Source organism: Pseudomonas sp. GOM6, from assembly GCF_029537485.1.
Lineage (GTDB): Bacteria > Pseudomonadota > Gammaproteobacteria > Pseudomonadales > Pseudomonadaceae > Aquipseudomonas.
Window position 1 is genome coordinate 36,382 of record NZ_JARPUS010000009.1, and the last position, 23,882, is coordinate 60,263.

Consider the following 23,882-nt stretch of genomic DNA (forward strand, 5'->3'; position numbering starts at 1 on the left):
AAACCCGCTGCTGTGGCGGGCGTCGAACCCGGGAGAACAACTCAAGGTCACTGCCGATTCGCAGGCGACTGCCAAGCCTGATCAGCTGACCAGCTCCAGTGCTGTCGCGGCTTCGTTGAGGCCGACGGCGCCGAGGAAGTCGTCGCCCCAGCGGCGGATGTCGTTGAAGGTGACGATGTCGAACAGTTCGCGTAGCCGCGCCTGGGCTTCGGCCTTGGGCAGGTTGAGAGCCAGGTAGCAGGTCTGGGTCAGGTCCACCGGGTCGTGTGGGTTGGTCAGCAGCGCACCCTTGAGCTCGGCGGCTGCACCGGCGAATTCCGACAGCACCAGCACGCCACTGCCGCCGAGCAGGCCCTGGGCGGCGACAAATTCCTTGGCCACCAGGTTGAGGCCGTCGCGCAGCGGAGTGATCCACATCACGTCGGCCATGGCATACCAGGCGCTGACCTCCTCGAAGGGCAGGCTGCGGAAGAAGAACTGCAACGGCGTCCAGCCGATGCGGGCGAAGCGCCCGTTGATGCGGCCCACGGCCTGCTCGATCTGGCTCTGCAGCTCGTCATAGATGGTCATTTCCTTGGCCGCCGGCACGCACACCGTCACCAGGGTGACCTTGCCGAGCAGCTCGGGATTGTCCGCCAGCAGGCGCTCATAGGCGTTGAGCTTCTCCAGGATGCCCTTGGTGTAGTCGAGGCGCTCTACCGAAAGGATCAGCTTGACCCCGCTGAGCTCCTCGCGCAGACGTGCCATCAGTTCCTGAATCTTCGGCGCCTGCAGGGCACTGCTTACCCGCTCGATATCCAGACCGACCGGGTGGGCGCCGAGCTTGACCGTGCGTGTGCCGGTGTCCAGGGCGGTGGTCATGCGTTCCAGGCCCACGGCGCAGCCGTAGGTAAGAAAGCGGGGCGCGCAGTTCTGCCGGTCGAGGGTCTTGAGCGGGAATACGCCGCGCGCCACATCGACGAAGTTCTCCACCTGGCGTGGAATATGGAAGCCGATGTAGTCGCACTGCAGCAGGCTGCCAACGATCTGCCGGCGCCAGGGCACCACGTTGAAGACATCGGCAGACGGGAAGTAGGTGTGGTGGAAGAAGGCGATGCGCAGGTCCGGCCGCAGTTCACGCAGGTAGGCCGGCACCATCCACAGGTTGTAGTCGTGCAGCCAGACCACGGCACCTTCGGCGGCTTCCAGGGCGGTACGTTCGGCGAAGGCGCGGTTGACCTCGCAGAAAACCTGCCAGTCGTCCTCGTTGAAGCTGGCGCGCTCCCAGAAGGTGTGCAGGGTCGGCCAGAAGGCTTCCTTGGAGAAGCGTTTGTAGAAGATGTCGACCTTTTCCTTGCTCAGCGGCACCCGTGCAGCGGTCAGCTTCGGGTAGCGCTCGGCATCCACCGTGGTATGGGTGTCGAAGGTTTCCTGGTTGTCCTCTTCATGGACGGCCCAGGCCACCCAGGAACCTTTTCGGCCGTCGGCGAAGAAACTCAGCAGGGTCGGGATGATGCCGTTGGGCGAAGTTGGGCGACGGCGCTGCAGCTTGCCGTCCTTGCCACGGTATTCCTCGTAGGGCAGGCGATGGTAGACGATCACCAGGTCGGCTTTGCCGGGCTGTGCGGCCTGGCGTCGTTCGGCGGCGATGCCGTGCTCGCCAAGGAAGCCGAAGTGGGCGAAGGCTTCGAGAATGCCGCCGCAACCCGTGCGAGTCGCGTGCAGGGTGCGCGAATGATGACGGGTGGCTTGCAGCAGTCCGGGTTCGGAGGCGCCGACGCAAACGCCTTTGAAGGTGGCGCTGAGCATGGACAGGTCATTCAGGGTGTCGCCGGCGGCCAGTACCTGGTCGTGCTCCAGGCCCAGCCAGTCGGCCAGTGCCTGCAGGCTAGAGCCTTTGTTCACGCCGCGCGGGAGGAAGTCGAGGTAAAGGTCGGCGGAATACAGCAGGTCGCAGTCCAGTTCGTCGGCGATGGCGCGCAGGGCCGGGTCGGCGGCGCGCTGCGGGGTACAGAAATAGGAGCAGCGGCGGGCCTGGGGGACGTCCTGGCGTTCCAGATCAGGGAAGTCGGCCAGGGCCTGGGCCACCTGCGACTCACCGGGCCAGCGCAAGTCGATCTGCCCTTGTAGCGGTTGCAGGGGCTGCAGGGTGTGGCCGTCGTAGAGGCTGGCGCCGACGTCGGCAATGATGAAATCAGGTTGTGGCAGCGTCGGGTCGGCCAGCAGCGGCAGCACCGCTTCCAGGCTGCGCCCGGTGACGTAGGCGAGGCGGATTTCCGGATGGGCGACGATGGTCTGGTAGAGGCTGAGCCGGTCTTCCGGGGCCCCGGCGAGAAAGGTTCCGTCCAGATCGGTGGCGAGTAGCATGGCATGTTTCTCCAGAGTGGCCGGTGGGCCAGGTTCTGGCTGCTTGGGATAGGCTCCGGGCCTTGCCGAAGCAGCCTTAGGACGTCAGGGAGACGTGTTTTCGGGGTGCTCCTGTGGTGGGGCATCGGGCATCAGCTCGAGTACGGTCGGGCTGGTGCGTAGCATGGGCATGAAGTGGGCCTGTTCACCGCTGACCAGGTCGCTGACATGACGCATGCGGTACAGGGCATAGGCGGCCAGGGGGGCGAGGGACAGGGCGAAATACATGGGCAATGCCGGCGCGCCAAAATGCTGCATCAACGCCCCGGCCAACAGCGGCCCACAGGCCGCGCCAATACCGTTGACCAGCAGCAGGCTGGCCGAGCCGGAGAGGATCTCGTCGGGTTGCAGTTGGTCGATCAGCAGCGCCACGCCCAGGGGGTAGATGGCGAACGACAGGCCGCCAAACAGGAAGAACAGGCTGATCAGCAGTTGGCCGGGGGCGAGCAGGCTGATCGCGGCTGCGGTGACCACGGCCGCGCTCACTACCCAGAACAGAATCCAGCGCCGGTCGAGGCGGTCCGACAGCCAGCCAATCGGCCATTGCAGCAGGGCGCCGCCGAGAATGGTCATGGTCATCAATAACCCCACGCCGGCGGCATCGAAGCCGACCATGTCGGCATAGGCCGGCGCCATGCCCCAGAAGCCGCTGAGCGCCAGGCCGGACAGTGCCGAGGCGGTCAACGCCAGTGGCGCGATGCCGAACAGCTGACGCAGGTTGCTGTTCGGCGTTTCCGGCAGGCTGGGCTGCATCTGGCGGGTCAGGGTCACCGGCATCAGTGCCGAGACGATGAACATGCCGGCCACGGCAAACAGGGCGAAGCCGAGGGTGGGGTCGAAGCGCAGCAGCTGCTGGCCGAGGGCCAGGGCACCGAGGTTGACGGCCATGTACAGGGCGAAGATGCCCCCCCGGTTTTCGCTGCTGGCGCGGGCGTTGAGCCAGCTCTCGATGACCATGTACAGGCAGATCAACGCTACGCCGTAGAGCACGCGCAGCACCACCCAGACCCAGGGATGGACGATCAGGACGTGGAGCAGGGCGCAGATGCACGCTAGTGCGGCGCAGAAGGCGAAGGCGCGGATATGGCCGACGCGGCGGATCAGCGGGCTGCCGACCCAGTTACCGATGAAGTAGCCGGTAAAGTAGCCGGACATCATCAGCCCGAGCAGGGTCGTCGAGTACCCTTCCGCCGCCCCCTTCAAGGTGAGCAACGTATTGAGCAGGCCATTGCCGAGCAGAAGCAGTGCGACTCCGCTCAGCAGAGAGCTGATGGGTGCGATATGAGGCCACATGCTTTTTACCCTAGGGAAAGTGAGCCTTTATGGCAACCCTGGGTGCCGGATGGTTCAACCTAATTGGCTGATTTCAATGAACTAAATTAATTGCTTAGCTTTCGATTGTTTTTGCCGGGGTGGCGGGTCGAGGTACGCATGATCGGCGTTATGCTGAGCGGGGTGTATTTGAGGTCTTTGCCATGCTGGTGATATCCAACAGCGTTCATTTGCCGGATGCCGAGGTCGAGTTGACGGCCATTCGGGCCCAGGGTGCCGGTGGGCAGAACGTCAACAAGGTCTCCAGCGCCGTGCATCTGCGTTTCGAAAGCCAGGCCTCGTCCCTGCCTCCGTTCTACAAGGAGCGCCTGTTGGCGATGCGTGACAGCCGCATCACCGAGGGCGGCGTAGTCATCATCAAGGCCCAGCAATACCGCACCCAGGAGCAGAATCGTGCCGATGCGCTGGAGCGTCTGGCCGAGCTGATCCGTGCGGCCGGCAAGACCGAGAAAGCGCGGCGCCCGACCAAACCGACGCTGGGCTCGAAAAAGCGCCGCTTGGAGGGCAAGGCCAAGCGTGGTGCGATCAAGGCCGGGCGCGGCAAGGTGGACTTCTAAAAGGCACCGGCATAGCCTCTGGCCATCACTCTCCTGTGGAACCGCTGGCATGAACGATCCCTTCCAGGCCGACAGCGCCGTGTACAAGACCCTGCTGGAGTCGACCAAGGCCATTCCCTGGAAAATCGACTGGGCCAGCATGACCTTCGCCTATATCGGTCCGCAGATCGAACCCTTGCTGGGCTGGACCCAGCAAAGCTGGATCAGCGCCAATGACTGGGCCGAGCGCATTCACGAAGAAGATCGCGAGCGGGTCGTGAATTTCTGCATCGCCCAATCGCAGAGCGGTATCGACCACGAGGCCGACTACCGCGCGCTGACCGCCGACGGCCGCTACGTGTGGATTCGTGACGTGGTGCATGTGTTGCGCAACGCCGCCGGCGAGACGGAGGCACTGGTCGGCTTCATGTTCGATATCAGCGAGCGCAAGAAAACCGAGGAGCAGTTGCTGGCGCTGCAAAAGCAGCTCGAGGAGTACTCCTACAAGGACGGCCTGACCGGCATCAACAACCGGCGCATGTTCGACTCGGTACTGGACGTGGAATGGGCCAGCGCCCAGCGTAGCCGACGCCCGTTGTCACTGATCCTGCTGGATATCGACTTCTTCAAGCAGTTCAATGACCACTATGGCCATATCCAGGGTGACGATTGCCTGCGACGGGTCGCCGAGGCGCTGGAGGCGGCGGCCGTCCGTCCGCGCGACTGCGTGGCGCGTTTCGGTGGCGAGGAGTTCGTGCTGGTGCTGCCGGAGACGGATGCCGAGTCGGCCAAGCAGATCGCCGAACGCTGTCGCAAGCTGGTCGGCCACCTGCGTATCCCTCACGAACAGTCGAAGGTGGCCCAGTTGCTGACCCTGAGTCTGGGTGTCGGCACCATCATTCCCGAAGCGCACGACTCACCACTGGACTTCATCGAGGCGGTCGATCGCCTGCTCTATCAGGCCAAGCAGCAGGGGCGCGACCGTCTGTTGCAGGGGCACTGCAGTACTGGGGAGGAAGGGGCCTGTCAGGCGTAGAGCGGTGTTCCCTCTGACAGATCAGCGGGTACGCATAATGGAGTATCCGCGGGGCCTGGCTGCCAGCGAATGCTTGGCTGCTGGCAGGCAGGCCCCGAGCGGATACTTAACGTGGCGTGGGTCTCCCGAAAACTCGGCTGGAAGATTCACGCCAGGCATAGCTGCGGCGCTCTTGGCGGCGCCTTGATGGTTCCCTCCCAGGAACAGCTCAACTCTTCTGCGGAGCCTTGATTCTTCCGTGTGCAACCGGGGAAGGGTTTTCCCCGGTTGATCTGCACTTGTCGTAGCCCGGATTGCATCCGGGCTACGTTGTTGTAGTGCGGGTGCGCGCCGCGTATCCGCAGTCAGGCGGTGACTGGCTGGAAAGCGCGAGCAGCTTCGGCGCGGGGTAGTACATCGCGGCCTTCGAGGAAACGGCCGTAGCTCTGGACTTTGCCCAGATCGTCCGGGTACTCCTGGCCGCGGCGGTAGGCGATGCGACCGTTGATCAGCGTCGCCTCGACCGCCGCGTCGTTACGCTTGACCACCCGCTCCAGGCCGAGCACTTCCATGGGCGCCTCGCTGATCTCGTCCAGTTCGTCGGTGAGTCCCTCGGGGTTGATCAGCACCAGGTCGGCGCGGTCGCCGACGCGGATATAGCCGGCGTCTACGCCGATGAAGTCTGCCAGCTCGCCGCTGCAGCGGCGCACGGCCTGGCCCGGCTCCATGAACGGTGTGCCGGCAATCTCTGCATCACGCACGTACTTGAGAAAGCGCAGCGGGAAGTTGTACTGGGCGATGGAGCGCAGGTGCGCCCCGGAGTCGGCGAAGCCGGGATGGGTCCACGGGCTGGACAGCAGCTTGTGCATCACCGGCAGGCGCTGGTTGCCGTAGCAGGTGCTCCACTTCAGCGCCTCGCGGTACTGGCAGGCCAGCTCGAAGTAAGCGTCCACCGCGTCCAGGCCGCGGGCCTGGCCGAGCTGTTTGAAGTTCTTGCCGACCATCGAAGCGTCCGGGCACTCGGTCACCCAACAGTCGGAAAAGTCGCGATGCCACAGGCCCTTGGTGAGGATGGCCTTGACCTGTTTCTTGAACAGGGCACGGAATTCCGGCTCCTTGACCTTGGCGTAGAGCTCGTCCGGATCCTTGATGTCGCGCAGGATCTCGCCGGCGCCGAACTCCTCGAAGGCGTTCACATTGAGCCCTTCCAGGCGCAGGGTGAACGGTGCCGGCAGGGTCTGCCAGCGGAAGTGCCCGCGCAGCACGGTGTTCGCCAGCCAGCCGGAGAGGCGGGTGAAGCGGTGCAGCAGCGGCTGCGACTTCAGGTCCAGCGCCGTGAGCATGGTGCACTTGAGCGGTTTGCGGAACCAGCCGTGGGCCTGCCAGAGGAAGGCGAATACGTTGACCTTGGTCACCGCGTTGGGCGCGCCCTGCAGCACCGCGCCACGGCGGCGGAGGATGGCGAACAGGCGCGAGAACTCCTTCCAGCTGGCGAAGGTCGAGGGCAGCGGGCTGGACCAGGCACGGTCGCCGTCCATCTTGTCCAGACGCGTGGTCATCACCGACAGGCCGATGCAGCCGGCGTCCAGCGCCTCTTCCAGCAGCTGCTCCATGCGCTGCAGCTCCGCTTCGGTCGGTTTGATCTTGCTGGTGGCACGCTCCAGTCCCATCACCGCCACGCGCAACTCGGAGTGGCCGAGGAAGGAGCTGACGTTGGGGCCCAGCGCCAGCTGGTCGTAGAAGGCGCGGTAACCGGCGGCGTCGCGCCAGGTTTTCTTCTCCTGCAGGATCGGCAGTACGTATTCGCGCGGCACGGCTTCGACACGGGTGAACAGATCCGAGCAGTCCTCGGCGTCGGCCAGCACCATGCTGATCGAGCAGGAGCCGATGGTCACGCTGGTGACGCCGTGGCGCACCGATTCCTTCAGCGCCGGCGCGGCGATCACTTCGGCGTCGTAGTGCGAGTGGATCTCCAGAAAGCCTGGAGTCACCCACTTGCCGGCAGCGTCGATCACCTCGGGGCAGCCGCTCTCGTCCAGCGGGCTGAGGCTGAGTACGTCGATGCGGCCGTCCTTGATACCAACATGGCGCAGGCTGCCGGGGGCGCCAGTGCCGTCGAAGTACAGGCCGTTCTTGATGATGATGTCGTAGCTCATACGAGTCTCCAGGGGGCCAGCAGCAGGGTGCCGGTGACCAGCAGCAGGATGTAGATGGCGATACGGAAATGGCGCTCGTCGAAACGCCGGTGCAGGCGCTCGCCCAGCCAGACGCCGAGCAGCAGCAGCGGGGCGTAGGTCGCGACCTGGGGCAGGGCCGGCAGCAGACGGCCGTCGAGCAGAAAAGCGATGGTCAGCAGGCTGTTGAGGGTGAACCACACCGTCACCAGGGTGGCGCGCAGGCGCGCCTTGTCCAGCGCGGTGCCGGCCAGGCCGTAGACCAGCAGCGGGCCGCCGGAGGCGAACAGGCCGTGGCTGAGACCGGCGCCCAGGGTGATGATGCGGGTCAGCCAGGCTGGCCGTACCGGCAGTGCGCTGGCATTGCGCAGGCGCCACAGCTCGCGTCCGGCGAACCACAGCACCAGCGCGCCGAAGCCGACCTTGAGCGCCTGGGTGTCCAGGTGCGGCAGCAGCCAGTAGCCGAGCAGGGTGCCGGCGACCATGCCGGGCAGGATGGTGCCGAGTAGCAGGCGGCGGTCGATCATGCGCCAGTGGCGGCTGACCAGGTAGCCGGTCATGCAGATGTTCAGCGGCACCAGTACCGGCAGCAACTGGTCGATCGGCAACAGCAAGGCACCCAGCGACAGGGCGATCACGATGCTGCCGAAGCCGGTGATGGCTTCCAGGGTGTAGGCCAGCAGGATGAAGCCGCCGAGGGCGTAGGGAGCGAATGCCATCACGAGCGGGCCTCTGCGTCACCCAGCGCCAGGGCGGCGGGCGCCGGCAGTTCACCGGCGAAACGCTGGCTCATCTTGCGGTAGTACAGGCTCGGCGCGGCGCGCCAGAGCAGGCTGGCCAGCCAGCTGCCGCGATCCGGGAACAGGCGCTCGCGGCGCTCGTCCAGGCCTTTGATGATTTCACTGGCCATCCAGTCGGCGCCACGGATCTTGCCGATGGTCGAGCGTGCATGGCCGGCCGGCTTGCCATCGGCACCCAGGGCGTTGCGGTCGATGGGGGTGTCGAGAAAGCTCGGGTAGACCATCAGCGTGCCGATGCCGTCCTGCGCCAGTTCGGCGCGCAGGACTTCGAAGGACTGGCTCAGCGCGGCCTTGGCCGCGCAGTAGCCGGCGCGCCCGAGCACGGGCATCCAGCCGGCCATGGAGCCGATGGCGGCGACCTGGCCGCGGCTGGCGCGCAGCAGCGGCAGGGCGGTGAGGGTCAGCTCCAGCGGTGCGTGATAGTCCACGGCCATCACCTTGCGAAATACCGTCGGGTCGGTCTGTACGGTGGGCGAGCGGTGGGTGATGCCGGCGTTGTTGAGCAGCAGGTCGAGGCGGCCGAATACGTTGCGGCAGTGATCGATCAACTGCTGGTGCAGTGCCGGGTCCGTGATGTCGCCGGGGAGCGCCTCGACCCGGTCGCTGTTCAGTTCGGCCGCCCGTGCAGCGAGGCCGCTGGCGTCGATGTCGGTCAGCAGCAGGGCGTCGCCACGGGCGTGGCAGGCCTTGGCCAGTTCCCAGCCGAGGCCACTGGCGGCGCCAGTGATCAGTACGGTGCGCATTATTTGTCTCCCACGGCGGCCAGCTTGCTGGCCGGGATATCAGTCGGACGGCGCGACCACAGCAGCGCCAGGGACAGGCCGCTGACCAGATGCCAGCAGCCCCAGAACGCAGCGATCAACAACATGCCGCTGGCCTGGGGGAAGAAGGTGAAGACGATGACCAGGCCCAGCGCCGAGTTCTGGATACCGACTTCCAGGGTCACGGCGCGGCGATCGGCCACCGGCAGGCCGGCCAGACGCCCGCTGAAATAGCCGCAGCCCAGGGCCAGAGCGTTGTGCGCAACCACCAGCCAGAAGAACAGGTGGAAGTACTCCAGGAACTGCTGCCAGTTGCGGCCGAAGGCCAGGCCGACGAAGGCCAGCATCACCAGCAGGGCAAAGACGCGCAGCGGCTTCTCCACCTTCAGAGTCAGCTGCGGGAAGCGCCGACCGACGAACATGCCCAGCACCAGCGGTACGCCCAGCACCAGCAAAACCATCAGCAGCAGGCTCAGTGGATCCATGGCGATCTCGGTGAGCAGCGGACGGGTCTGTGGGTTGAGCCAGGCGTACAGGCCGAAGTTGAGCGGCGTCATCACGCTGGCCGCGAGGCTGGAGACGGCGGTCATGCTCACCGACACGGCGACGTTGCCGCGCGCCATCCAGGTCATGATGTTGGAGAAGCTGCCGCCCGGGCAGGACGCCACCAGCAGCATGCCCAGGGCCAGCTGCGGTTCGATGTCCAGCGCCCAGGTGGCCAGGCAGGTCAGCGCCGGCAGCAGGACGAACTGCGCCAGCAGGCCGATTACCGGTGCCTTGGGCTCGCGCAGCACGCGGCGGAAGTCGTCGGCGCGCAGCTCCAGCGAGACGCCGAACATCATCAGCGCCACGATCAGGTTGATCAGCACCAGGCTGGAGGGATCGAACTGCAGGTGTACCGCTTCCATTTCAGGACTCCCGCGCCAGTTGGCTCGACGCCGGGCTTGCCGGTACGTCGTCGAGCGCCCCACGCAGCTCCTGGATATGGCGTTTGATGGCGCTGCGGTAGCTGTCCTTGTGCACGTAGTAGGCCATGCGGTCGAGCTTGAGGTAGGCGAAGCCACCGTCCAGACGCTGACCGGTCTGGGTCAGCACGGTGTCGCGGAAGCGCTTGGCCGCCAGGCTGGCGCACTGCTGGTGACGGATGGCCAGTGCCACCAGCTCGGCCTGCTCGGCGCGACCCTGCCAACCGAGGCCGGAAGCCTCGACCATGCCGAGCATGAACAGGTCGTCGTGCTGCGGGTGGAACACGTTGAGGTAGAGCTGCGGCGCACCTGCGCCTTGCGGCCAGTTCAGTTCGGCGCGCTCGATGAAGGGGTAGTCGAGTTTGTAGCCGGTGGCCTGCAGGATCAGGTCGTAGTCGGCCTTGCTGCCGTTGGCAAAGGTCACGGTATGGCCGTTGACCGCCTGGATATCGCCGCGCGGCTGGATGTCGCCATGGCCGAGGTGATGCAGGACCAGCGAATTGAGTACCGGGTGCGACTCGTACAGCTTGTAGTCCGGATCGGGGAGGCCGTATTGCGAGGGTTTGCCGACCAGTACGCGGACCAGCAGGCCGTCGACCAGCTGCTTGAGTTTGCGCGGCAGTTTCACCGCTCCGCCGAAGGTGTCGGTGGGCTTGCCGAGGATAAATTTGGGCAGGAAGTGGTAGCCACGACGGACCGAGAGGTCTACCGACTTGGCACGGTGCACGGCATCGACGGCGATGTCGCAGGCCGAGTTGCCGCAGCCGACCACCAGCACGCGCTTGCCGGCAAAGATATCGGCGCTCTTGTAGGCGCTGGAGTGCATCAGTTCGCCAGCGAACTGGCCAGGTAATTCTGGCTGGTTGGGACGATGCAGGGTACCGTTGGCGATCAGTACGCCATCGAACTGCCACTCGCGCTGGCGTCCTTCATGCTCGCTGACCAGCCGCCAGCCGCGGTCGAGGCGCTCGACCCGAACTACGCGGGTGTTGAATTGATAATGCTGGCGCAGACCGAAGTGCTCGGCGTAGTCGCGAAAGTACTGGCCGATCTGGCTATGGTGTGGGTAGGGCGGCACTGAATCGGCCATGGGGAACTCGGCAAAGGCCGTGGTGCCCTTGGAGGAAATCAGGTGAGCCGACTCATACATGGTGCTGTGTGGATTGTTGATGTCCCACAGGCCACCGACATCGGCGTTCAGCTCAAAGCCGACGAAGGGGATACCGTAGCGTTGTAGCTGGCGGGCAGCTGCCAGACCCATGGGTCCGGCTCCGATAATGGCATGCATGCAAGGCGTCTCGATTGTGTTTCTATAGTTGTTCCGCAAGCATATGCAGCTCCGTCCGGGTCGTAACGGCTCAATCAGGACGCTTCCCGGTTAATTTAGGACCTCATGAGCAACACGCCTTCTGTCACCGTTCATTACGCCCAGGCCATCCTCCAGGCCGCCGAGCGCCTGGCCCTGCCGTTGCCCGAGACGCTGCGCGATCTGGCACGCGAGGGACGTATCCCCCTGGTTCGTCAGGACGAACTGTGGGAAGCCTTCTGCGTCGCTGCCGCCGATCCTCTGATCGGCCTGCGCCTGGGTAATGCCCTGCAGGTTGGGCATCTGGACATGGTCGGCGCGCTGCTGATGAGCTGCGAAACCCTGGGTGAAGCACTGGAAGCCCTGCTGGAGTACTACCCCATCGTCGGCGAGGGGGGCGAGTTCAGCCTGCATGAGGAGGGTGACGCGCTGCGCCTGGTGTATCAGCCGCGTTATGCGGTGCGCCGCGAGGAGCGGGTCGAGGCAGTCCTGGCCAGCCTGGCGCACATGACCCGCTGGATTACCGGCGAGCGTGCCCAGCCACTGGAACTGCATTTCGCCCACCCGGCGCGGGCCGATGAGGCGCGCTACATCGAGTTGCTGGGTTGCCCGTTGCAGTTTGCCTGCGGCGAGAACTTCCTGGCCTTCGAGCGGGATGAGCTCAACACGCCGCTGATCCAGGCCAACGCGCTGATGCGCGAGCATTTGCGCGGCCTGGCCGATGATCTGTTGCAACGGCTTGGCCAGCAGAGCCTGGCGGCGCAGGTACAGCAGCAGCTGCGCCAGCAGCCGCGCTGGGGCAAGGAGCGCATTGCCGAACAGCTCGACCTCAGCGGTCGCCATCTCAACCGCAAGTTGGCCGAGGAAGGCACCAGCTTCAAGCTGCTGCGCGACCAGGTACTGCACCAGATGGCCGAGCAGTTGCTGCGTGATTCGTCGCGTTTGGCCGAAGTGGCCGAGGCGCTGGGCTTCTCCGACGAGAGCGCCTTCGCCAAGGCCTTCCGCCGCTGGACGGGCATCACGCCAGGGCAGTTCCGCCAGGGCCTGGGCGCATGAATCCGGAACTGGAAGAAGTGCTGCTGGAGGAAGTGCGCGACGCCTGGGGGGTAATTCGCGTGCTGGAGGTGGGCGACTACCGCTTCCTCGAATTCGGCGAGGCCATCGAGCAGAGTTGCACCTATACCCGTGATCCCAGCTGGCTGGAATATGACTACACCCGCGCCATGCTGGTTGGCGCGCTGTGCCATGCGGCACCGGAATCCGCGCTGTTTCTCGGCCTGGGAGGCGGTACGTTGACCCAGGCCTGCCTGGAGTTTCTCGAACTCGATGATGTCGAGGTGATCGAGCTGCGGCCCGAGGTCCCGCGCCTGGCCATCGATCACCTGGGCCTGGCGGATGATCCGCGCCTGACCATCCGCATTGGCGATGCCCTGGAACTGGTGAGTACGGCGGAAACCTGCGACCTGCTGTTTGTCGATCTCTACACCGACACCGGCCCGGCTGCCGCGCACCTGGCCTGGAAGTTTCTCGAAGCCTGCCAGCAGCGCCTCAACCCGGGCGGCTGGCTGGTGATCAACCAGTGGGGCAATGACGACGGCAAGCCGCTGGGGGCGGCGCTGCTGCGCGGCCTGTTCCATCGCCATTACTGGGAAATCCCGGTGAAGGAGGGCAACGTCATTCTGCTGGTGCCGGCCGATCTCGATCAGGAGCTTGATTTGGCTGGGCTGCAGGCGCGTGCCGCGGCACTGGCACCGCGTCTGCGCTATTCGCTGCAGCCTCTGCTGGAGGTGCTGCGACCGGCCAGTTGAGGCTGCCTGTCGTCGGTTACATAGCCGCCATCGGCAAAAATCCTGCCATTTCGTCAGCTTTTTCCTGTATGATCCGCGCCCGGCCAAAACGGCCTCGTCAACTTTTACAAAGCTTTGCTTCGCTGCGGGTTCGCTCTGCGAACTACCCTTGACGTTTCATTCATCACGTTTTCGCAATTACCCGTCTATCGGCTGCCAGGGTGACCCAAAAGGTCCTTCAACGGCACGCGCAGCCATTGTTCCTGGGTCTTTGCGGATGCACATAGAGGCAGTCCCATGACTCAGGAAGTAACCGGCACTTTCGCCGATCTCGGCCTTCATCCTTCCATTCTCGCTGCGCTGACCGCAGTGGGTTACGAAGAGCCGTCCCCCATTCAGGCCCAGGCGATCCCGATGATCCTCGCCGGCCACGACATGATCGGCCAGGCCCAGACCGGTACCGGCAAGACCGCCGCCTTCGCCCTGCCGATCCTGTCCAAGATCGACCCGGCTAAGCGCGAGCCGCAGGCGCTGATCCTGGCGCCGACCCGCGAGCTGGCCCTGCAGGTGGCCACCGCGTTCGAAACCTATTCCAAGCAGCTGACCGGGGTCTCCGTGGTGGCTGTGTATGGCGGCGCGCCCATGGGCCCGCAGCTGAAGTCCCTGCGCATGGGTGCGCAAATCATCGTGGCGACTCCCGGCCGCCTGGTCGACCACCTGAGCCGCAACGACCAGCTGCTCAAGACCATCCGCCACCTGGTGCTGGACGAGGCCGACGAGATGCTCAAGCTCGGCTTCATGGACGACCTGGAAGTGATCTTCCAGGCCATGCCGGAAAGCCGCCAGAGCGTGCTGTTCTCCGCCACCCTGCCGCATTCCATTCGCGCCATCGCCGAGAAGCACCTGCGCGAACCCAAGCACGTCAAGATCGCTGCCAAGACCCAGACCGTCTCGCGCATCGAGCAGGCGCACCTGATGATCCACGCCGATCAGAAGATCAACGCCGTGACCCGCCTGCTGGAAGTCGAGGAATTCGACGCGCTGATCGCCTTCGTACGTACCAAGCAAGCCACCCTGGATCTGGCTGCTGCCCTGGAAGCCAAAGGCTACAAGGCTGCGGCGCTGAACGGCGATATCGCGCAGAACCAGCGTGAGCGCGTGATCGACTCGCTCAAGGACGGTCGCCTGGACATCGTGGTCGCCACCGACGTGGCCGCCCGTGGTATCGACGTGCCGCGCATCACCCACGTGCTCAACGTCGACATGCCGTATGACCCAGAGTCCTACGTGCACCGTATCGGCCGTACCGGCCGTGCCGGTCGCGATGGCCGTGCCCTGCTGCTGGTGACGCCACGCGAGCGCCGCATGCTGCAAGTCATCGAGCGTGTCACCGGGCAGAAAGTGGGCGAGGTCAAGCTGCCCAGCCCGCAGCAGGTGCTGGATGCCCGGATCAAGAAACTCACCACTGGCCTGGCGCCGCTGACCGCCGAGGCCGAAGCCAGCCATGGCGCGCTGCTCGACCAGCTGATCGCCGACATCGGTTGCAGCCCGCGCGCCCTGGCGGCTGCGCTGCTGAAGAAGCTGACCAAGGGCCAGTCCCTGGATCTGGCTAGCGTCGAGCGCGAGCAGCCGCTGGTGCCGACCGTACGCGAACCGCGTGAGCGCCGTGAGCGTGATGGCGATCGTCCGGAGCGTTCCTATGATCGTGGCGAGCGTGGTGAAGTCCGCGAGCGTCGCCCGATGGCCGCGCCGAGCGAAGGCAAGGTGCGTTGCCGCACTGCCCTGGGCAACCGCGACGGCATCGCTGCGAAGAACCTGCTGGGCGCCATCCTCAACGAAGGTGGCCTGCAGCGTGACGCCATCGGCCGCATTCAGATCCGCGAGACCTTCAGTCTGATCGAACTACCGGAAGACGGCATCGATCGCCTGCTCGGCAAGCTCAAGGACACCCGCGTCGCCGGCAAGGCTTTGAAGCTGCGCCGCTACCGCGAGGATTGATCCTCGGCACGAGCAAAAGCCCCGCAGATGCGGGGCTTTTTTGTGGGTGCGCGGATGGCCTGCGGCTGTACTGGGATTCAGGCGAAGCTGTAGATATCCATGCCTAGCGCGCCGTAGGTGAAGCCGCTGTGCTCGACGCGGAAGGCTTCGCCGGCACCTCGGGCGAAGTACAGCGGCAGCAGGTGTTCGTCGCTCGGGTGGCTGCGCCGCGCATGGGGCGCCTGGGTGCGGTAATCGAGCAGGGCGGCATCGTCGCCGGCCTGCAGCTTCGCCACCATCCAGTCGCGGAACTCGCCGGCCCACGGCTCGATGACCTCGGGCCCGGCGCGCCAGTCCAGTTCGCCGAGGTTGTGGGTGATGCTGCCGGAGCCGATCAGCAGCACGCCCTGCTCGCGCAGGCAGCGCAGGGCCTGGCCAACGCGCTCCTGCAGGGCAGGGCCCTGGCGGCTGGGGAGCGAGAGCTGGATGAGTGGAATATCGGCTGCGGGATACATCAGGGACAGTGGTACCCAGGCGCCATGGTCCAGAGGGCGCTGCGGGTCAAGGCTTGCCGTGAACCCGGCGTCAACGAGCAGCTGGCGGGTCCGTTCGGCCAGGGCAGGGTTTCCGGGGGCCGGATACTGCACGGCATAGAGCTCGGCGGGAAAACCGCCGAAATCGTGCCAGGTGGCGGGGCGCTCGGCACTCGTGATCCGCAGCTCTTCACTTTCCCAGTGCGCGGATACCACCAGCACAGCCCGTGGGCGTGGCAGCTCGCGCCCCAGTCTGGCCAGTGCCGGGCCGCTGGCGCCGGGCTGCAGGGCGAGCATGGGGGAGCCGTGGGAAATGAAGAGGCTGGGTAGCATGGCGTTCTCCTGTGGATGGCGCCATTTTCTCGTTTTACACCTTCGATGAATAACGCATGTTTTGCGCTTTTTTAATCGATAAATTCAATGTTGCGGGTCAGGGTAAGTTGTCGCCGAAGGCGCTTTCAATATTGATCCCCAGGCTGATCACGCCTAGCAGGCGCCCGTCCTCGGGGTCGTACAGAGGCGCGGATGCCTTGCTCTGAAAACTCTGCGCTGAGCCGTCGTACTCGATGTCGCTGATATACACCTGTTCAGGGTGAAGGCGCAGGGCCTGCTGGAAATCCTCTTCATCTCCCTGCCAGTAGTCACTGGTGATTTCGCTAATACCGACCAGCTGACCGCTGGTGTCACTGACGAATATTTCGTTGAACAAGGGGGAGTACTGGGAGGCGATGCTGTTCAGCAGCCGAGAGGGTTGAGCCTTGAGCAGGCGTCTGATCAGGGGTTTTTCCTCCAGCAGGCGTTCGCGCATCCATTGACGATCCAGTTCGCGGATGCGCTCTTCACTGTTGCCGGCGCGCTCATCGCTGCGCAGGGCAGCCAGCAGGTCCGGGTGTTTGCCCCAGCGTGTCAGGTGACGGTTGACCAGTTTGCGCAGGTAGCTTTGCTCAGCCGCGCTCAGTGGCGTGCCCTGTGGCGCGCAGTTCTCTACGTGGCGGTTGAAGGCTTTCAGGAAGTCCGGGTGCTGACTGAGAAAGTCGTGGGAAAAATACACGCCCAGCGGGGAGTAGCGCACAAAGCGTTGCAGCAAAGGCTTCTCACGTGAGCTGACTTCGCTGAGGTTGCTCATCACGGTGCTGTCGGCCAGCAGCAGGTCGATGCGGCCGCGTTCCAGCAAGGCCAGGAGCTGCTCCAGGCGTGGCACTTTCTGGGTGACCGGCAGCCCGCGGGATTCCAGCCAGGTCAGGCTATTGCTGCCGAGGACGCCGCCGATACGCAACTCGCTGTCCCAGATGGGGCGGTTGAGTACGTGTGGATCCAGTGCATACCAGTACCATTTCTCGATCAGCAGGGGGGCGGAAAGCTGGGCATAGCCATCGACCTGGCTGTCCGGGGCAGAGCTGAAGAAGCCATCTGCAACCTGTTTGCTGACATTCTGTCGGGCGCGGCTAAAAGAGGTGAGGCGGATGCTGTAGGGCTGCTGCAACTGCTCGAAGATGCAGCCCAGTACGGTTACTGATAGGCCGCTCAGTTCGCCGTCGACCACGACCTGGTAGGGCTCTTCGGCGCTGGTGTCGAGGCGGATGGTCGCCGCTTGGCTGGTGACTGGCAAAAGGCTGAGGAGTAGTAGGCAGAAACGCGAAAGTCTGGGCATGCCGGCCTCTTGTGGATGAGGTTCTTCAGCCAGTCTAGGCAATCGCTAGAGTCTCGTACTGCAGAAACGACAAGGGCGGCCCGGAGGCCGCCCTTGCGTGGTTTGCTGGCGATCAGCGCTGCTGGCGCAGTGCCGCGATGCGGTCTTCCAGCGGCGGGTGGCTCATCAGCAGGCCGGCCAGGCCGTTTTTCAGGCCGCCGTTGATGCCGAAGGCGGTCAGGCTGTCAGGCATTTGCACCGGTACGCCTTGTTCGGCGCGCAGTCGCTCCAGCGCGGCGATCATGGCGCCGGCGCCAGCCAGGCGTGCGCCGGCTTCGTCGGCCTTGAATTCGCGTTTACGCGAGAACCACATGACGATGATGCTGGCCAGTATCCCCAGAACAAGCTCGGCGAAGATGGTGGCGACGAAATAGCCAATGCCGTGACCTTCTTCGTTCTTCAGGATCACCTTGTCGACGAAGTTACCGAAGATGCGCGCGAAGAACATGACGAAGGTGTTCACCACACCTTGGATCATCGCCAGGGTCACCATGTCGCCGTTGGCTACGTGACCGATTTCGTGGGCCAGAACGGCTTTCACTTCATCCGGCGAGAATCGCTCCAGCAGGCCCTGGCTGACGGCCACCAGGGCGTCGTTCTTGTTCCAGCCGGTGGCGAAGGCGTTGGACTCGTAGGCGGGGAAGATACCGACTTCCGGCATCTTGATGCCGGCATCGCGCGACAGCTCTTCGACGGTCTGCAGCAGCCACTGTTCATGACGAGTGCGCGGCTGGGTGATGATTTCGGTGCCGGTGCTCATCTTGGCCATCCACTTGGAGAGGAACAGCGAGATGAAGGAGCCGACGAAGCCGAATACGGCGCAGAAGGCCAGCAGGCTGCCGTAGTTCTGGCCGGTAAAACGGTCGACCCCGAGCAGCTTCAGGGTGACGCTGGCGATCAGCAGAACCGCCAGGTTGGTGGCCAGGAACAATACGATGCGCATCATGGTAGGAAGTTTCTCCTCAGGCGAGAGACGGTCTAAGTATGCGAGCTATATAGGGGGCGCCCGTCCCAGCTTCAACCAAGGCTCTATTTCAAACTATGTCGCTGGCCGTATTTAGAGCGCTTTCGAATAGCAGCCGAGTGAGGCGGGCAACCTTTTCGCTGTTGTGTTGGCCAAGGGCCTCACGCAGTTGCCAGGCCAGCGTGGCACGCACCCTGCGCACGCTGGCGGGCTGTGCTTCGCCTTCCGGGAGGGCATGGGGAATGCCACGGGACAGACGGATGAAGCCCTTTTCCGTCAGCACGGCTTGGTCCAGCGCGTCATAGGCGATGGTCGAGTCGTAACGGATATAACCTTCCTCGGCCAGCCACAGCAGTGCACCCAGGCAGGCCTGGTGGCGTTTGCTGGGCAGGCCGAATTCGTCAGGCTCCTCGCGGCCGATCAGGTCTTCCACGTACAGCGCCACCTTGCGTGGGAAGGCCTGGTAGAGCATCAGCATGCCGGCGGCGGCATCCTTGTAGAACTCGTCGATCTGCAGATCCATGCGCTTACTGACGGTAGGTCTTGAGGAAGTTGCCGATGCGCCCGATGGCCTGCTCCAGGTCATCGACGCGGGGCAGGGTGACTACGCGGAAGTGGTCTGGCCACGGCCAGTTGAAGGCGGTGCCCTGGACGATCAGCAGCTTCTCGGAGAGCAGCAGGTCGAGGACGAACTTCTCGTCGTTGTGAATCGGGCAGACCTTGGGGTCGATCTTCGGGAAGGCATACAGCGCGCCCATCGGCTTGACGCAGCTGACGCCAGGAATGTCGTTGAGCAGCTCCCAGGCGCGGTTGCGCTGCTCCAGCAGGCGGCCATTGGGCAGGACCAGGTCATTGATGCTCTGGTAGCCGCCGAGGGCGGTTTGGATAGCGTGCTGGCTCGGCACGTTGGCGCACAGGCGCATGTTGGCCAGGATATCCAGGCCTTCGATGTAGCTTGTGGCCTTGTGCTTGGGCCCGGAGATGGCCACCCAGCCGGAACGGAATCCGGCCACGCGGTAGCTCTTGGACAGGCCGTTGAAGGTCAGGCACAGCACGTCCGGGGCCAGCGAGGCGGTGGAGATGTGCACCGCTTCGTCGTAGAGGATCTTGTCGTAGATCTCGTCGGAGAACAGCACCAGGTTGTGCTGGCGTGCCACCTCGACCAGCTCTTCCAGCACTTCTTTGGAGTACACCGCGCCGGTGGGGTTGTTCGGGTTGATCAGCACCAGGGCTTTGGTGTTCGGGGTGATCTTGGCCTTGATATCGGCGATGTCCGGGAACCAGCCGGCCTGCTCATCGCACAGGTAGTGCACCGGCTTGCCGCCACCGAGAGCGACAGAGGCGGTCCACAGCGGGTAATCCGGTGCCGGGATCAGCACTTCGTCGCCATTGTTGAGCAGGGCCTGCATGCACATCACGATCAGCTCGGAGACGCCATTGCCGAGGTAGATGTCTTCGATGCCGACGCCTTCCACCTGCTTCTGCTGGTAGTACTGCATCACCGCCTTGCGCGCGCTGAACAGGCCCTTGGAATCGCAGTAACCTTGCGCGGTGGGTAGGTTGCGGATCACGTCCTGGAGGATTTCCTCCGGCGCCTCGAAGCCGAACGGTGCCGGGTTGCCGATGTTCAGCTTGAGGATGCGCTGGCCTTCTTCCTCCAGACGCTTGGCGTGCTTGAGCACAGGTCCGCGAATGTCATAGCAGACGTTGGCGAGCTTGTTCGATTTGCTGACCTGCATGATCCTGTATCCCGATGCGAATGCTGCGCGCCAGCCTGTAACGCTGCGGGCAGACTGGCGTCCAAAGAGGGACGCATGATACGTGCGGCCCGGTGCCCGGAAAAGGTGCCGGCCGGGCATTTTTCTGCCGATGAGGAGTATGCCGTGGAAAAGATCGACAAACCTCTGGAAGCCTGGCGTGAAGAGCTTTCCGAGGCGCAATACCATGTTTGCCGACTGGGCGGCACCGAGCGCGCCTTCACGGGCGAGTATCACGACAGCAAGGTGCCGGGTATTTATCACTGCGCCTGCTGTGGTGAGGCGTTGTTTGACTCCGATGCCAAGTATGACTCTGGCAGCGGCTGGCCCAGTTATTTCCAGCCGGTCAACGATCAGGTGATCGCCGAGAAGGAGGACTTCAGCCACGGTATGCACCGTATCGAGGTCAAGTGCGCCAAGTGCGATGCTCACCTTGGGCACGTCTTTCCTGATGGCCCGCAGCCGACCGGGCTGCGGTACTGCATCAACTCGGTGTCGCTGAAACTGGTTCCACGCTGAGTATCGAGTGAGGCTTGCCGGTGGGTGAGCCTCTTTTTCAAATAATTAAATTGCATGCAATTTAATTGCTCGCTATTTTTATGCCTTCACTGACAGCGGAGCCCCAGGCCATGAGCGACAAGCTTTTCGATATTCCCGTCACCACCATCAAGGGCGAGCAGAAGACGCTGGCCGATTTCGGCGGCAAGGCCGTGCTGGTGGTCAACACGGCCAGCAAGTGTGGTTTTACCCCACAGTACAAAGGGCTGGAGAGCATCTGGCAGCAGTACAAGGACAAGGGGTTGGTGGTGCTGGGCTTTCCCTGCAACCAGTTCGGCAAGCAGGAACCAGGCGATGAGGGGGCTATCAGCGAGTTCTGCGAGCTGAACTTTGGTGTCAGTTTCCCGCTGTTCAAGAAGATCGACGTCAACGGTAGTGATGCACACCCGCTCTATGTACAGCTGAAAAAACGCGCGCCAGGTCTGCTGGGTAGCCAGGGCATCAAATGGAACTTCACCAAGTTCCTGATCAGTGCCGACGGCAGTCAGGTCAAGCGCTTCGCGCCGACCACCAAGCCGGAAGAGCTGAGCAGCGAGATCGAAGCGCTGCTGCAATGAGTCTGTTTGCTGATAACGACGTGTCACTGCGTCTGGATGATCAGCTGTGCTTCAAGCTTTATGCCGCTTCGCGTGCAGTGACCCGAGCCTACAAGCCGATGCTCGATGAGTTGGGGCTGACCTATCCACAGTACCTGGTGATGTTGGTGCTCTGGGAGTGGCAGGCCGAGTCGCCCGAGCAGGCTACCGTCAAGGCCTTGGGCGAGCGACTGATGCTTGATTCAGGCACCTTGACCCCTTTGCTCAAGCGCCTGGAGCAGTTGGGTCTGGTGCAGCGCCGTCGTTCAGTCACGGACGAGCGAGAGCTGCACCTGGCGCTGACTGCAGAAGGCGGAAGGCTGAAAACCTGTGTTCTACCGCTCAAGCGTCGCCTGCTGTGTGAGAGCGGTGTCGATCTGGAGCAGCTCGAAAGCTTGCGCGAGGGATTGGAGCAGCTGTTGCAGTTGGTCAGTCCGCGCGCGTGAGGTTAAGCCAGTTGTTCAGCAGACTGGCCAAATCTTCGCGGCGAAATGGCTTTGCCAGGTAATCGTTCATGCCGGCGGCTTGGCAGCGCTCGCGTTCGTCGGGTAGCGCGTTCGCTGTCAGGGCGATGATCGGTAGCTCCGGCCAGCGCCCGCTTTGGCGAATACGCCGACTGGCCTCATAGCCGTCCATGATCGGCATGTTGCAGTCCATCAGCACCAGATCCACGGCATTGCGTTCCAGATAGTCGAGGGCCTCGGCGCCGTGCGCGGCGACGGTGACCTCGCAACCCAACTTGCCGAGCATGCCTTTGGCGACCAGCTGATTGACCGCGTTGTCTTCTACCAGCAGCACGCGTGCCTTGATGGCGTGCCCGTTGCTCGTCTGCGCAGTGTCCTGCGCGTGTTTGGGGAGTGGTGCCAACAGCTCCTTCAGGGTCTGATGCAGGGTGGCGCGGGCAAGAGGGCGGGCCAGTTGCGCAAACGGTTCCAGCCTGTTGGCCTGGTCTGAATGGATGAAGGCTCCATAGGGCGATACCAGCAGTAGCGGTATCGACAGTTGTTGGCGCAACGGAGTCAGGCGCTCGGGACTGTCGCAGATCAGTAGATCGGCTAGCAGTTCGCTGGCGGGTGTATCCGGATTACGGTGCTGTTGCTGCAGGCCCCAGCGCGGCAGCCAGCAGGCCAATTGCTCTGCCAGGCCGCTCCCGGGGGCACACAGGGTCAGCACGCGGCCCTCCAGTTGCAGCCAGTCAGTCGCCGGTGCATGGCTGCGCAGCGGTAGTTCGGCGCAAAACTGGCTGCCGAAGCCTTCCTGGGAGTTGAAGGTCAGCTCGCCCTGCATGGTTTCACACAGGCGACGAGTCAGGGCCAGGCCCAGGCCGGTGCCGCCGAACTGGCGGGTAATGCCTGCACCCGCCTGGGTAAAGGGTTGGAAGATGCGCTGCTGCGCTTCCTCGGGAATGCCAATACCGGTATCGCTGACGGTGATGCGAACACCCTTGGCCGTAGGTTCGACCCGCAGGTCGACGCGGCCGAAACGGGTGAATTTGAGGGCATTGGACAGTAGGTTGCTGACCACCTGACGTACCCGAGTGGGGTCGCCCAGCAGCTGTGCCGGCAGCTGCGGGTCGATCAGGCAGGTCAGCTCAACATTGCTGCCGGCGTTCTGCGACAGCAGGCTGGCGGTTTCTTCGGCCAATGCGCCGAGGTCGAAGGGGATCTGTTCCAGCTCCAGTTGGCCGGCCTCGAATTTGGACAGGTCGAGGATGTCGTTGAGCAGGTCCACCAGCACTTTGCCAGAGTCGTGGGCAATGGAGAGCTGCTGGCGTTGCTCGCTGCTCAGCGGGCCGTCCAGCGACAAGGCCAGCATACCCAGCAGGCCGTTGAGCGGGGTGCGAATTTCATGGCTCATGTACGCGAGAAAGGCTGCGCGCGCCTGGGCCATTTCCAGAGCGGTAGCACGTGCCTGTTCCAGTTCGCGGTTGGACAGGGTCAGCCGGGCGTTGGTGGCCTTGAGCTCGGCGGTACGGGCCGAGACGATGTTCTCCAGCTCGGCCAGATACTGAGTCAGGCGGTCTTCGGCTTCACGGCGCTGGCTGATTTCCTGGTGGGTGTTGACCAGTTGCTGATTGGTGACCGCCACCAGAATGCCAATTTCATCGCGCTCATGGCCGGGTGGGCAAGGCACAGGCGCAAGGTCGCGGCGCGGGTCGCGGTCGCTGAGGGCACGAATGATTTCGACCACGGGCTTGGTCAGCATGGCGTAGAACAGCACCAGCAGAATCAGCGACAGCAGCAGGCTGCGGGCGAAGCCGGTCAGCAGGGTAAGCAGGGCGCGGCGCAGGAAGTCGCTGCCGAAGGCGAAGGTGTCGACCTCCAGGCGCAGTACCCCCAGGGCCTCGCTGGGGGCGTGATCGACGAACAGTGGATCTTCGAACTGGCGGCGCTCGCCGAATAACGCGTCGCTGAGAAAACGATAGTCGCTTTGTGTGGCAGGGCGATCCACCGAGGCCAGCACCAGGCCGCTGTTGTCGATGATTTCGGCACGCATGACGGCGGGTGAGCGCAGCAGTCCCAGCACCAGTTCCTGGGCCAGTTCTGCGTCGATGTTGTAGGAAATGCGGGCGGCCGGGTTATGGCTGATTTCCAGCAGGGAGTGGATTTCCCGGTCGATGGAGGCGTCTTCGCTGGCATAATCCACGCCGATCTGGATCAGGCTGAGCAGCATTCCCAGGATAAAGGCCACCAGCACCGTAAGACTGGCCTGTTTGAATGACAGGCGGTGGGTGAGGGATATATCCATGGGGTGGCGATCTGGTCCT

General features: G+C 63.8%; 20 protein-coding genes and 1 pseudogene. 8 read left to right on the forward strand and 13 right to left on the reverse strand.

What is annotated here, in order from left to right:
• Positions 1-81: 81 nt before the first annotated feature.
• Positions 82-2,346 (reverse strand): glucosylglycerol-phosphate synthase, encoded by a 2,265-nt coding sequence (gene ggpS, locus P7A97_RS12245; RefSeq protein ID WP_277690233.1) that lies wholly within the window; start codon positions 2,344-2,346, stop codon positions 82-84.
• Between the two features lie 84 nt (positions 2,347-2,430).
• Positions 2,431-3,678 (reverse strand): MFS transporter, encoded by a 1,248-nt coding sequence (locus tag P7A97_RS12250; protein WP_277690234.1) that lies wholly within the window; start codon positions 3,676-3,678, stop codon positions 2,431-2,433.
• Between the two features lie 182 nt (positions 3,679-3,860).
• Between P7A97_RS12250 and arfB the strand changes: the two genes are divergently transcribed.
• Both arfB and P7A97_RS12260 read left to right on the forward strand, forming a co-directional pair.
• Positions 3,861-4,274 carry an alternative ribosome rescue aminoacyl-tRNA hydrolase ArfB gene (gene arfB, locus P7A97_RS12255; RefSeq protein ID WP_277690235.1) on the forward strand — a complete coding sequence of 138 codons (414 nt, stop codon included), beginning with the start codon at positions 3,861-3,863 and terminating at the stop codon, positions 4,272-4,274.
• 49 nt (positions 4,275-4,323) lie between these two features.
• A complete protein-coding gene (locus P7A97_RS12260; RefSeq protein ID WP_277690236.1) occupies positions 4,324-5,289 on the forward strand; it encodes a sensor domain-containing diguanylate cyclase in 966 nt (321 codons plus the stop codon).
• A 344-nt stretch (positions 5,290-5,633) separates the two neighbouring features.
• Here the strand turns inward: P7A97_RS12260 and P7A97_RS12265 are convergent, their stop codons facing one another.
• From P7A97_RS12265 to P7A97_RS12285, 5 genes are read right to left on the reverse strand one after another with little or no spacing between them, the layout of a single operon-like run.
• Positions 5,634-7,424 (reverse strand): amidohydrolase family protein, encoded by a 1,791-nt coding sequence (locus P7A97_RS12265; RefSeq protein ID WP_277690237.1) that lies wholly within the window; start codon positions 7,422-7,424, stop codon positions 5,634-5,636.
• Positions 7,421-8,161 (reverse strand): sulfite exporter TauE/SafE family protein, encoded by a 741-nt coding sequence (locus tag P7A97_RS12270; protein ID WP_277690353.1) that lies wholly within the window; start codon positions 8,159-8,161, stop codon positions 7,421-7,423. Before P7A97_RS12270 ends, P7A97_RS12265 begins: the two co-directional genes overlap by 4 nt.
• Entirely contained in the window at positions 8,161-8,985 is an 825-nt protein-coding gene (locus P7A97_RS12275) for an SDR family NAD(P)-dependent oxidoreductase (RefSeq protein ID WP_277690239.1), read from the reverse strand. Before P7A97_RS12275 ends, P7A97_RS12270 begins: the two co-directional genes overlap by 1 nt.
• On the reverse strand, positions 8,985-9,911 hold the full coding sequence (locus P7A97_RS12280; RefSeq protein WP_277690240.1) for a bile acid:sodium symporter family protein: 927 nt from the start codon (positions 9,909-9,911) through the stop codon (positions 8,985-8,987). The genes P7A97_RS12275 and P7A97_RS12280 overlap by 1 nt, the downstream gene beginning before the upstream one ends.
• Before the next feature lies 1 nt (position 9,912).
• Positions 9,913-11,256: an NAD(P)/FAD-dependent oxidoreductase gene (locus tag P7A97_RS12285; RefSeq protein WP_277690241.1), complete on the reverse strand. Its 1,344-nt coding sequence runs from the start codon at positions 11,254-11,256 to the stop codon at positions 9,913-9,915.
• Between the two features lie 105 nt (positions 11,257-11,361).
• Here P7A97_RS12285 and P7A97_RS12290 point away from each other — a divergent pair, with 105 nt between their 5' ends.
• From P7A97_RS12290 to P7A97_RS12300, 3 genes and pseudogenes are all read left to right on the forward strand, one after another.
• Positions 11,362-12,330, forward strand: a complete 969-nt coding sequence (locus tag P7A97_RS12290) for an AraC family transcriptional regulator (protein ID WP_277690242.1) — start codon at positions 11,362-11,364, stop codon at positions 12,328-12,330.
• Positions 12,327-13,082 carry a spermidine synthase gene (locus tag P7A97_RS12295; RefSeq protein WP_277690243.1) on the forward strand — a complete coding sequence of 252 codons (756 nt, stop codon included), beginning with the start codon at positions 12,327-12,329 and terminating at the stop codon, positions 13,080-13,082. The genes P7A97_RS12290 and P7A97_RS12295 overlap by 4 nt, the downstream gene beginning before the upstream one ends.
• A 242-nt stretch (positions 13,083-13,324) precedes the next feature.
• Positions 13,325-15,059, forward strand: a pseudogene (locus tag P7A97_RS12300) (DEAD/DEAH box helicase).
• 77 nt (positions 15,060-15,136) lie between these two features.
• Here P7A97_RS12300 and P7A97_RS12305 read toward each other — a convergent pair.
• The 5 genes from P7A97_RS12305 to P7A97_RS12325 form a co-directional block, all read right to left on the reverse strand.
• Positions 15,137-15,904, reverse strand: coding sequence for a class III extradiol ring-cleavage dioxygenase (locus P7A97_RS12305; protein WP_277690244.1), 768 nt, complete (start codon positions 15,902-15,904; stop codon positions 15,137-15,139).
• Between the two features lie 97 nt (positions 15,905-16,001).
• Positions 16,002-17,222 (reverse strand): hypothetical protein, encoded by a 1,221-nt coding sequence (locus tag P7A97_RS12310; protein WP_277690245.1) that lies wholly within the window; start codon positions 17,220-17,222, stop codon positions 16,002-16,004.
• A 112-nt stretch (positions 17,223-17,334) separates the two neighbouring features.
• Positions 17,335-18,207 carry a protease HtpX gene (gene htpX / locus P7A97_RS12315; RefSeq protein ID WP_277690246.1) on the reverse strand — a complete coding sequence of 291 codons (873 nt, stop codon included), beginning with the start codon at positions 18,205-18,207 and terminating at the stop codon, positions 17,335-17,337.
• 88 nt (positions 18,208-18,295) lie between these two features.
• Positions 18,296-18,748, reverse strand: coding sequence for a hypothetical protein (locus P7A97_RS12320; RefSeq protein ID WP_277690247.1), 453 nt, complete (start codon positions 18,746-18,748; stop codon positions 18,296-18,298).
• Between the two features lie 4 nt (positions 18,749-18,752).
• Positions 18,753-19,964: a pyridoxal phosphate-dependent aminotransferase gene (locus P7A97_RS12325; RefSeq protein WP_277690248.1), complete on the reverse strand. Its 1,212-nt coding sequence runs from the start codon at positions 19,962-19,964 to the stop codon at positions 18,753-18,755.
• A gap of 144 nt (positions 19,965-20,108) precedes the next feature.
• On the opposite strand from P7A97_RS12325, the gene msrB reads away from it, so the two are divergent.
• The 3 genes from msrB (at position 20,109) to P7A97_RS12340 (ending at position 21,561) form a co-directional block, all read left to right on the forward strand.
• Positions 20,109-20,501, forward strand: coding sequence for a peptide-methionine (R)-S-oxide reductase MsrB (gene msrB, locus P7A97_RS12330; protein ID WP_277690354.1), 393 nt, complete (start codon positions 20,109-20,111; stop codon positions 20,499-20,501).
• Positions 20,502-20,611: 110 nt separating this feature from the next.
• Positions 20,612-21,097: a glutathione peroxidase gene (locus tag P7A97_RS12335; protein ID WP_277690249.1), complete on the forward strand. Its 486-nt coding sequence runs from the start codon at positions 20,612-20,614 to the stop codon at positions 21,095-21,097.
• Positions 21,094-21,561, forward strand: a complete 468-nt coding sequence (locus P7A97_RS12340) for a MarR family transcriptional regulator (protein WP_277690250.1) — start codon at positions 21,094-21,096, stop codon at positions 21,559-21,561. Before P7A97_RS12335 ends, P7A97_RS12340 begins: the two co-directional genes overlap by 4 nt.
• Here P7A97_RS12340 and P7A97_RS12345 read toward each other — a convergent pair.
• Positions 21,545-23,863 (reverse strand): ATP-binding protein, encoded by a 2,319-nt coding sequence (locus P7A97_RS12345; RefSeq protein WP_277690251.1) that lies wholly within the window; start codon positions 23,861-23,863, stop codon positions 21,545-21,547. The genes P7A97_RS12340 and P7A97_RS12345 overlap by 17 nt on opposite strands.
• Between the last annotated feature and the right edge of the window lie 19 nt (positions 23,864-23,882).

Coding starts and splice junctions, on each gene's coding strand:
- P7A97_RS12340 (WP_277690250.1), top strand. CDS start 21,094: ATGAGTCTGTTTGCTGATAACGACGTGTCACTGCGTCTGGATGATCAG.
- P7A97_RS12295 (WP_277690243.1), top strand. CDS start 12,327: ATGAATCCGGAACTGGAAGAAGTGCTGCTGGAGGAAGTGCGCGACGCC.
- P7A97_RS12280 (WP_277690240.1), bottom strand. CDS start 9,911: ATGGAAGCGGTACACCTGCAGTTCGATCCCTCCAGCCTGGTGCTGATC.
- P7A97_RS12285 (WP_277690241.1), bottom strand. CDS start 11,256: ATGCATGCCATTATCGGAGCCGGACCCATGGGTCTGGCAGCTGCCCGC.
- P7A97_RS12305 (WP_277690244.1), bottom strand. CDS start 15,904: ATGCTACCCAGCCTCTTCATTTCCCACGGCTCCCCCATGCTCGCCCTG.
- P7A97_RS12270 (WP_277690353.1), bottom strand. CDS start 8,161: ATGGCATTCGCTCCCTACGCCCTCGGCGGCTTCATCCTGCTGGCCTAC.
- P7A97_RS12260 (WP_277690236.1), top strand. CDS start 4,324: ATGAACGATCCCTTCCAGGCCGACAGCGCCGTGTACAAGACCCTGCTG.
- P7A97_RS12310 (WP_277690245.1), bottom strand. CDS start 17,222: ATGCCCAGACTTTCGCGTTTCTGCCTACTACTCCTCAGCCTTTTGCCA.
- P7A97_RS12325 (WP_277690248.1), bottom strand. CDS start 19,964: ATGCAGGTCAGCAAATCGAACAAGCTCGCCAACGTCTGCTATGACATT.
- P7A97_RS12320 (WP_277690247.1), bottom strand. CDS start 18,748: ATGGATCTGCAGATCGACGAGTTCTACAAGGATGCCGCCGCCGGCATG.
- P7A97_RS12345 (WP_277690251.1), bottom strand. CDS start 23,863: ATGGATATATCCCTCACCCACCGCCTGTCATTCAAACAGGCCAGTCTT.
- P7A97_RS12335 (WP_277690249.1), top strand. CDS start 20,612: ATGAGCGACAAGCTTTTCGATATTCCCGTCACCACCATCAAGGGCGAG.
- htpX (WP_277690246.1), bottom strand. CDS start 18,207: ATGATGCGCATCGTATTGTTCCTGGCCACCAACCTGGCGGTTCTGCTG.
- P7A97_RS12275 (WP_277690239.1), bottom strand. CDS start 8,985: ATGCGCACCGTACTGATCACTGGCGCCGCCAGTGGCCTCGGCTGGGAA.
- ggpS (WP_277690233.1), bottom strand. CDS start 2,346: ATGCTACTCGCCACCGATCTGGACGGAACCTTTCTCGCCGGGGCCCCG.
- P7A97_RS12290 (WP_277690242.1), top strand. CDS start 11,362: ATGAGCAACACGCCTTCTGTCACCGTTCATTACGCCCAGGCCATCCTC.
- arfB (WP_277690235.1), top strand. CDS start 3,861: ATGCTGGTGATATCCAACAGCGTTCATTTGCCGGATGCCGAGGTCGAG.
- P7A97_RS12250 (WP_277690234.1), bottom strand. CDS start 3,678: ATGTGGCCTCATATCGCACCCATCAGCTCTCTGCTGAGCGGAGTCGCA.
- P7A97_RS12265 (WP_277690237.1), bottom strand. CDS start 7,424: ATGAGCTACGACATCATCATCAAGAACGGCCTGTACTTCGACGGCACT.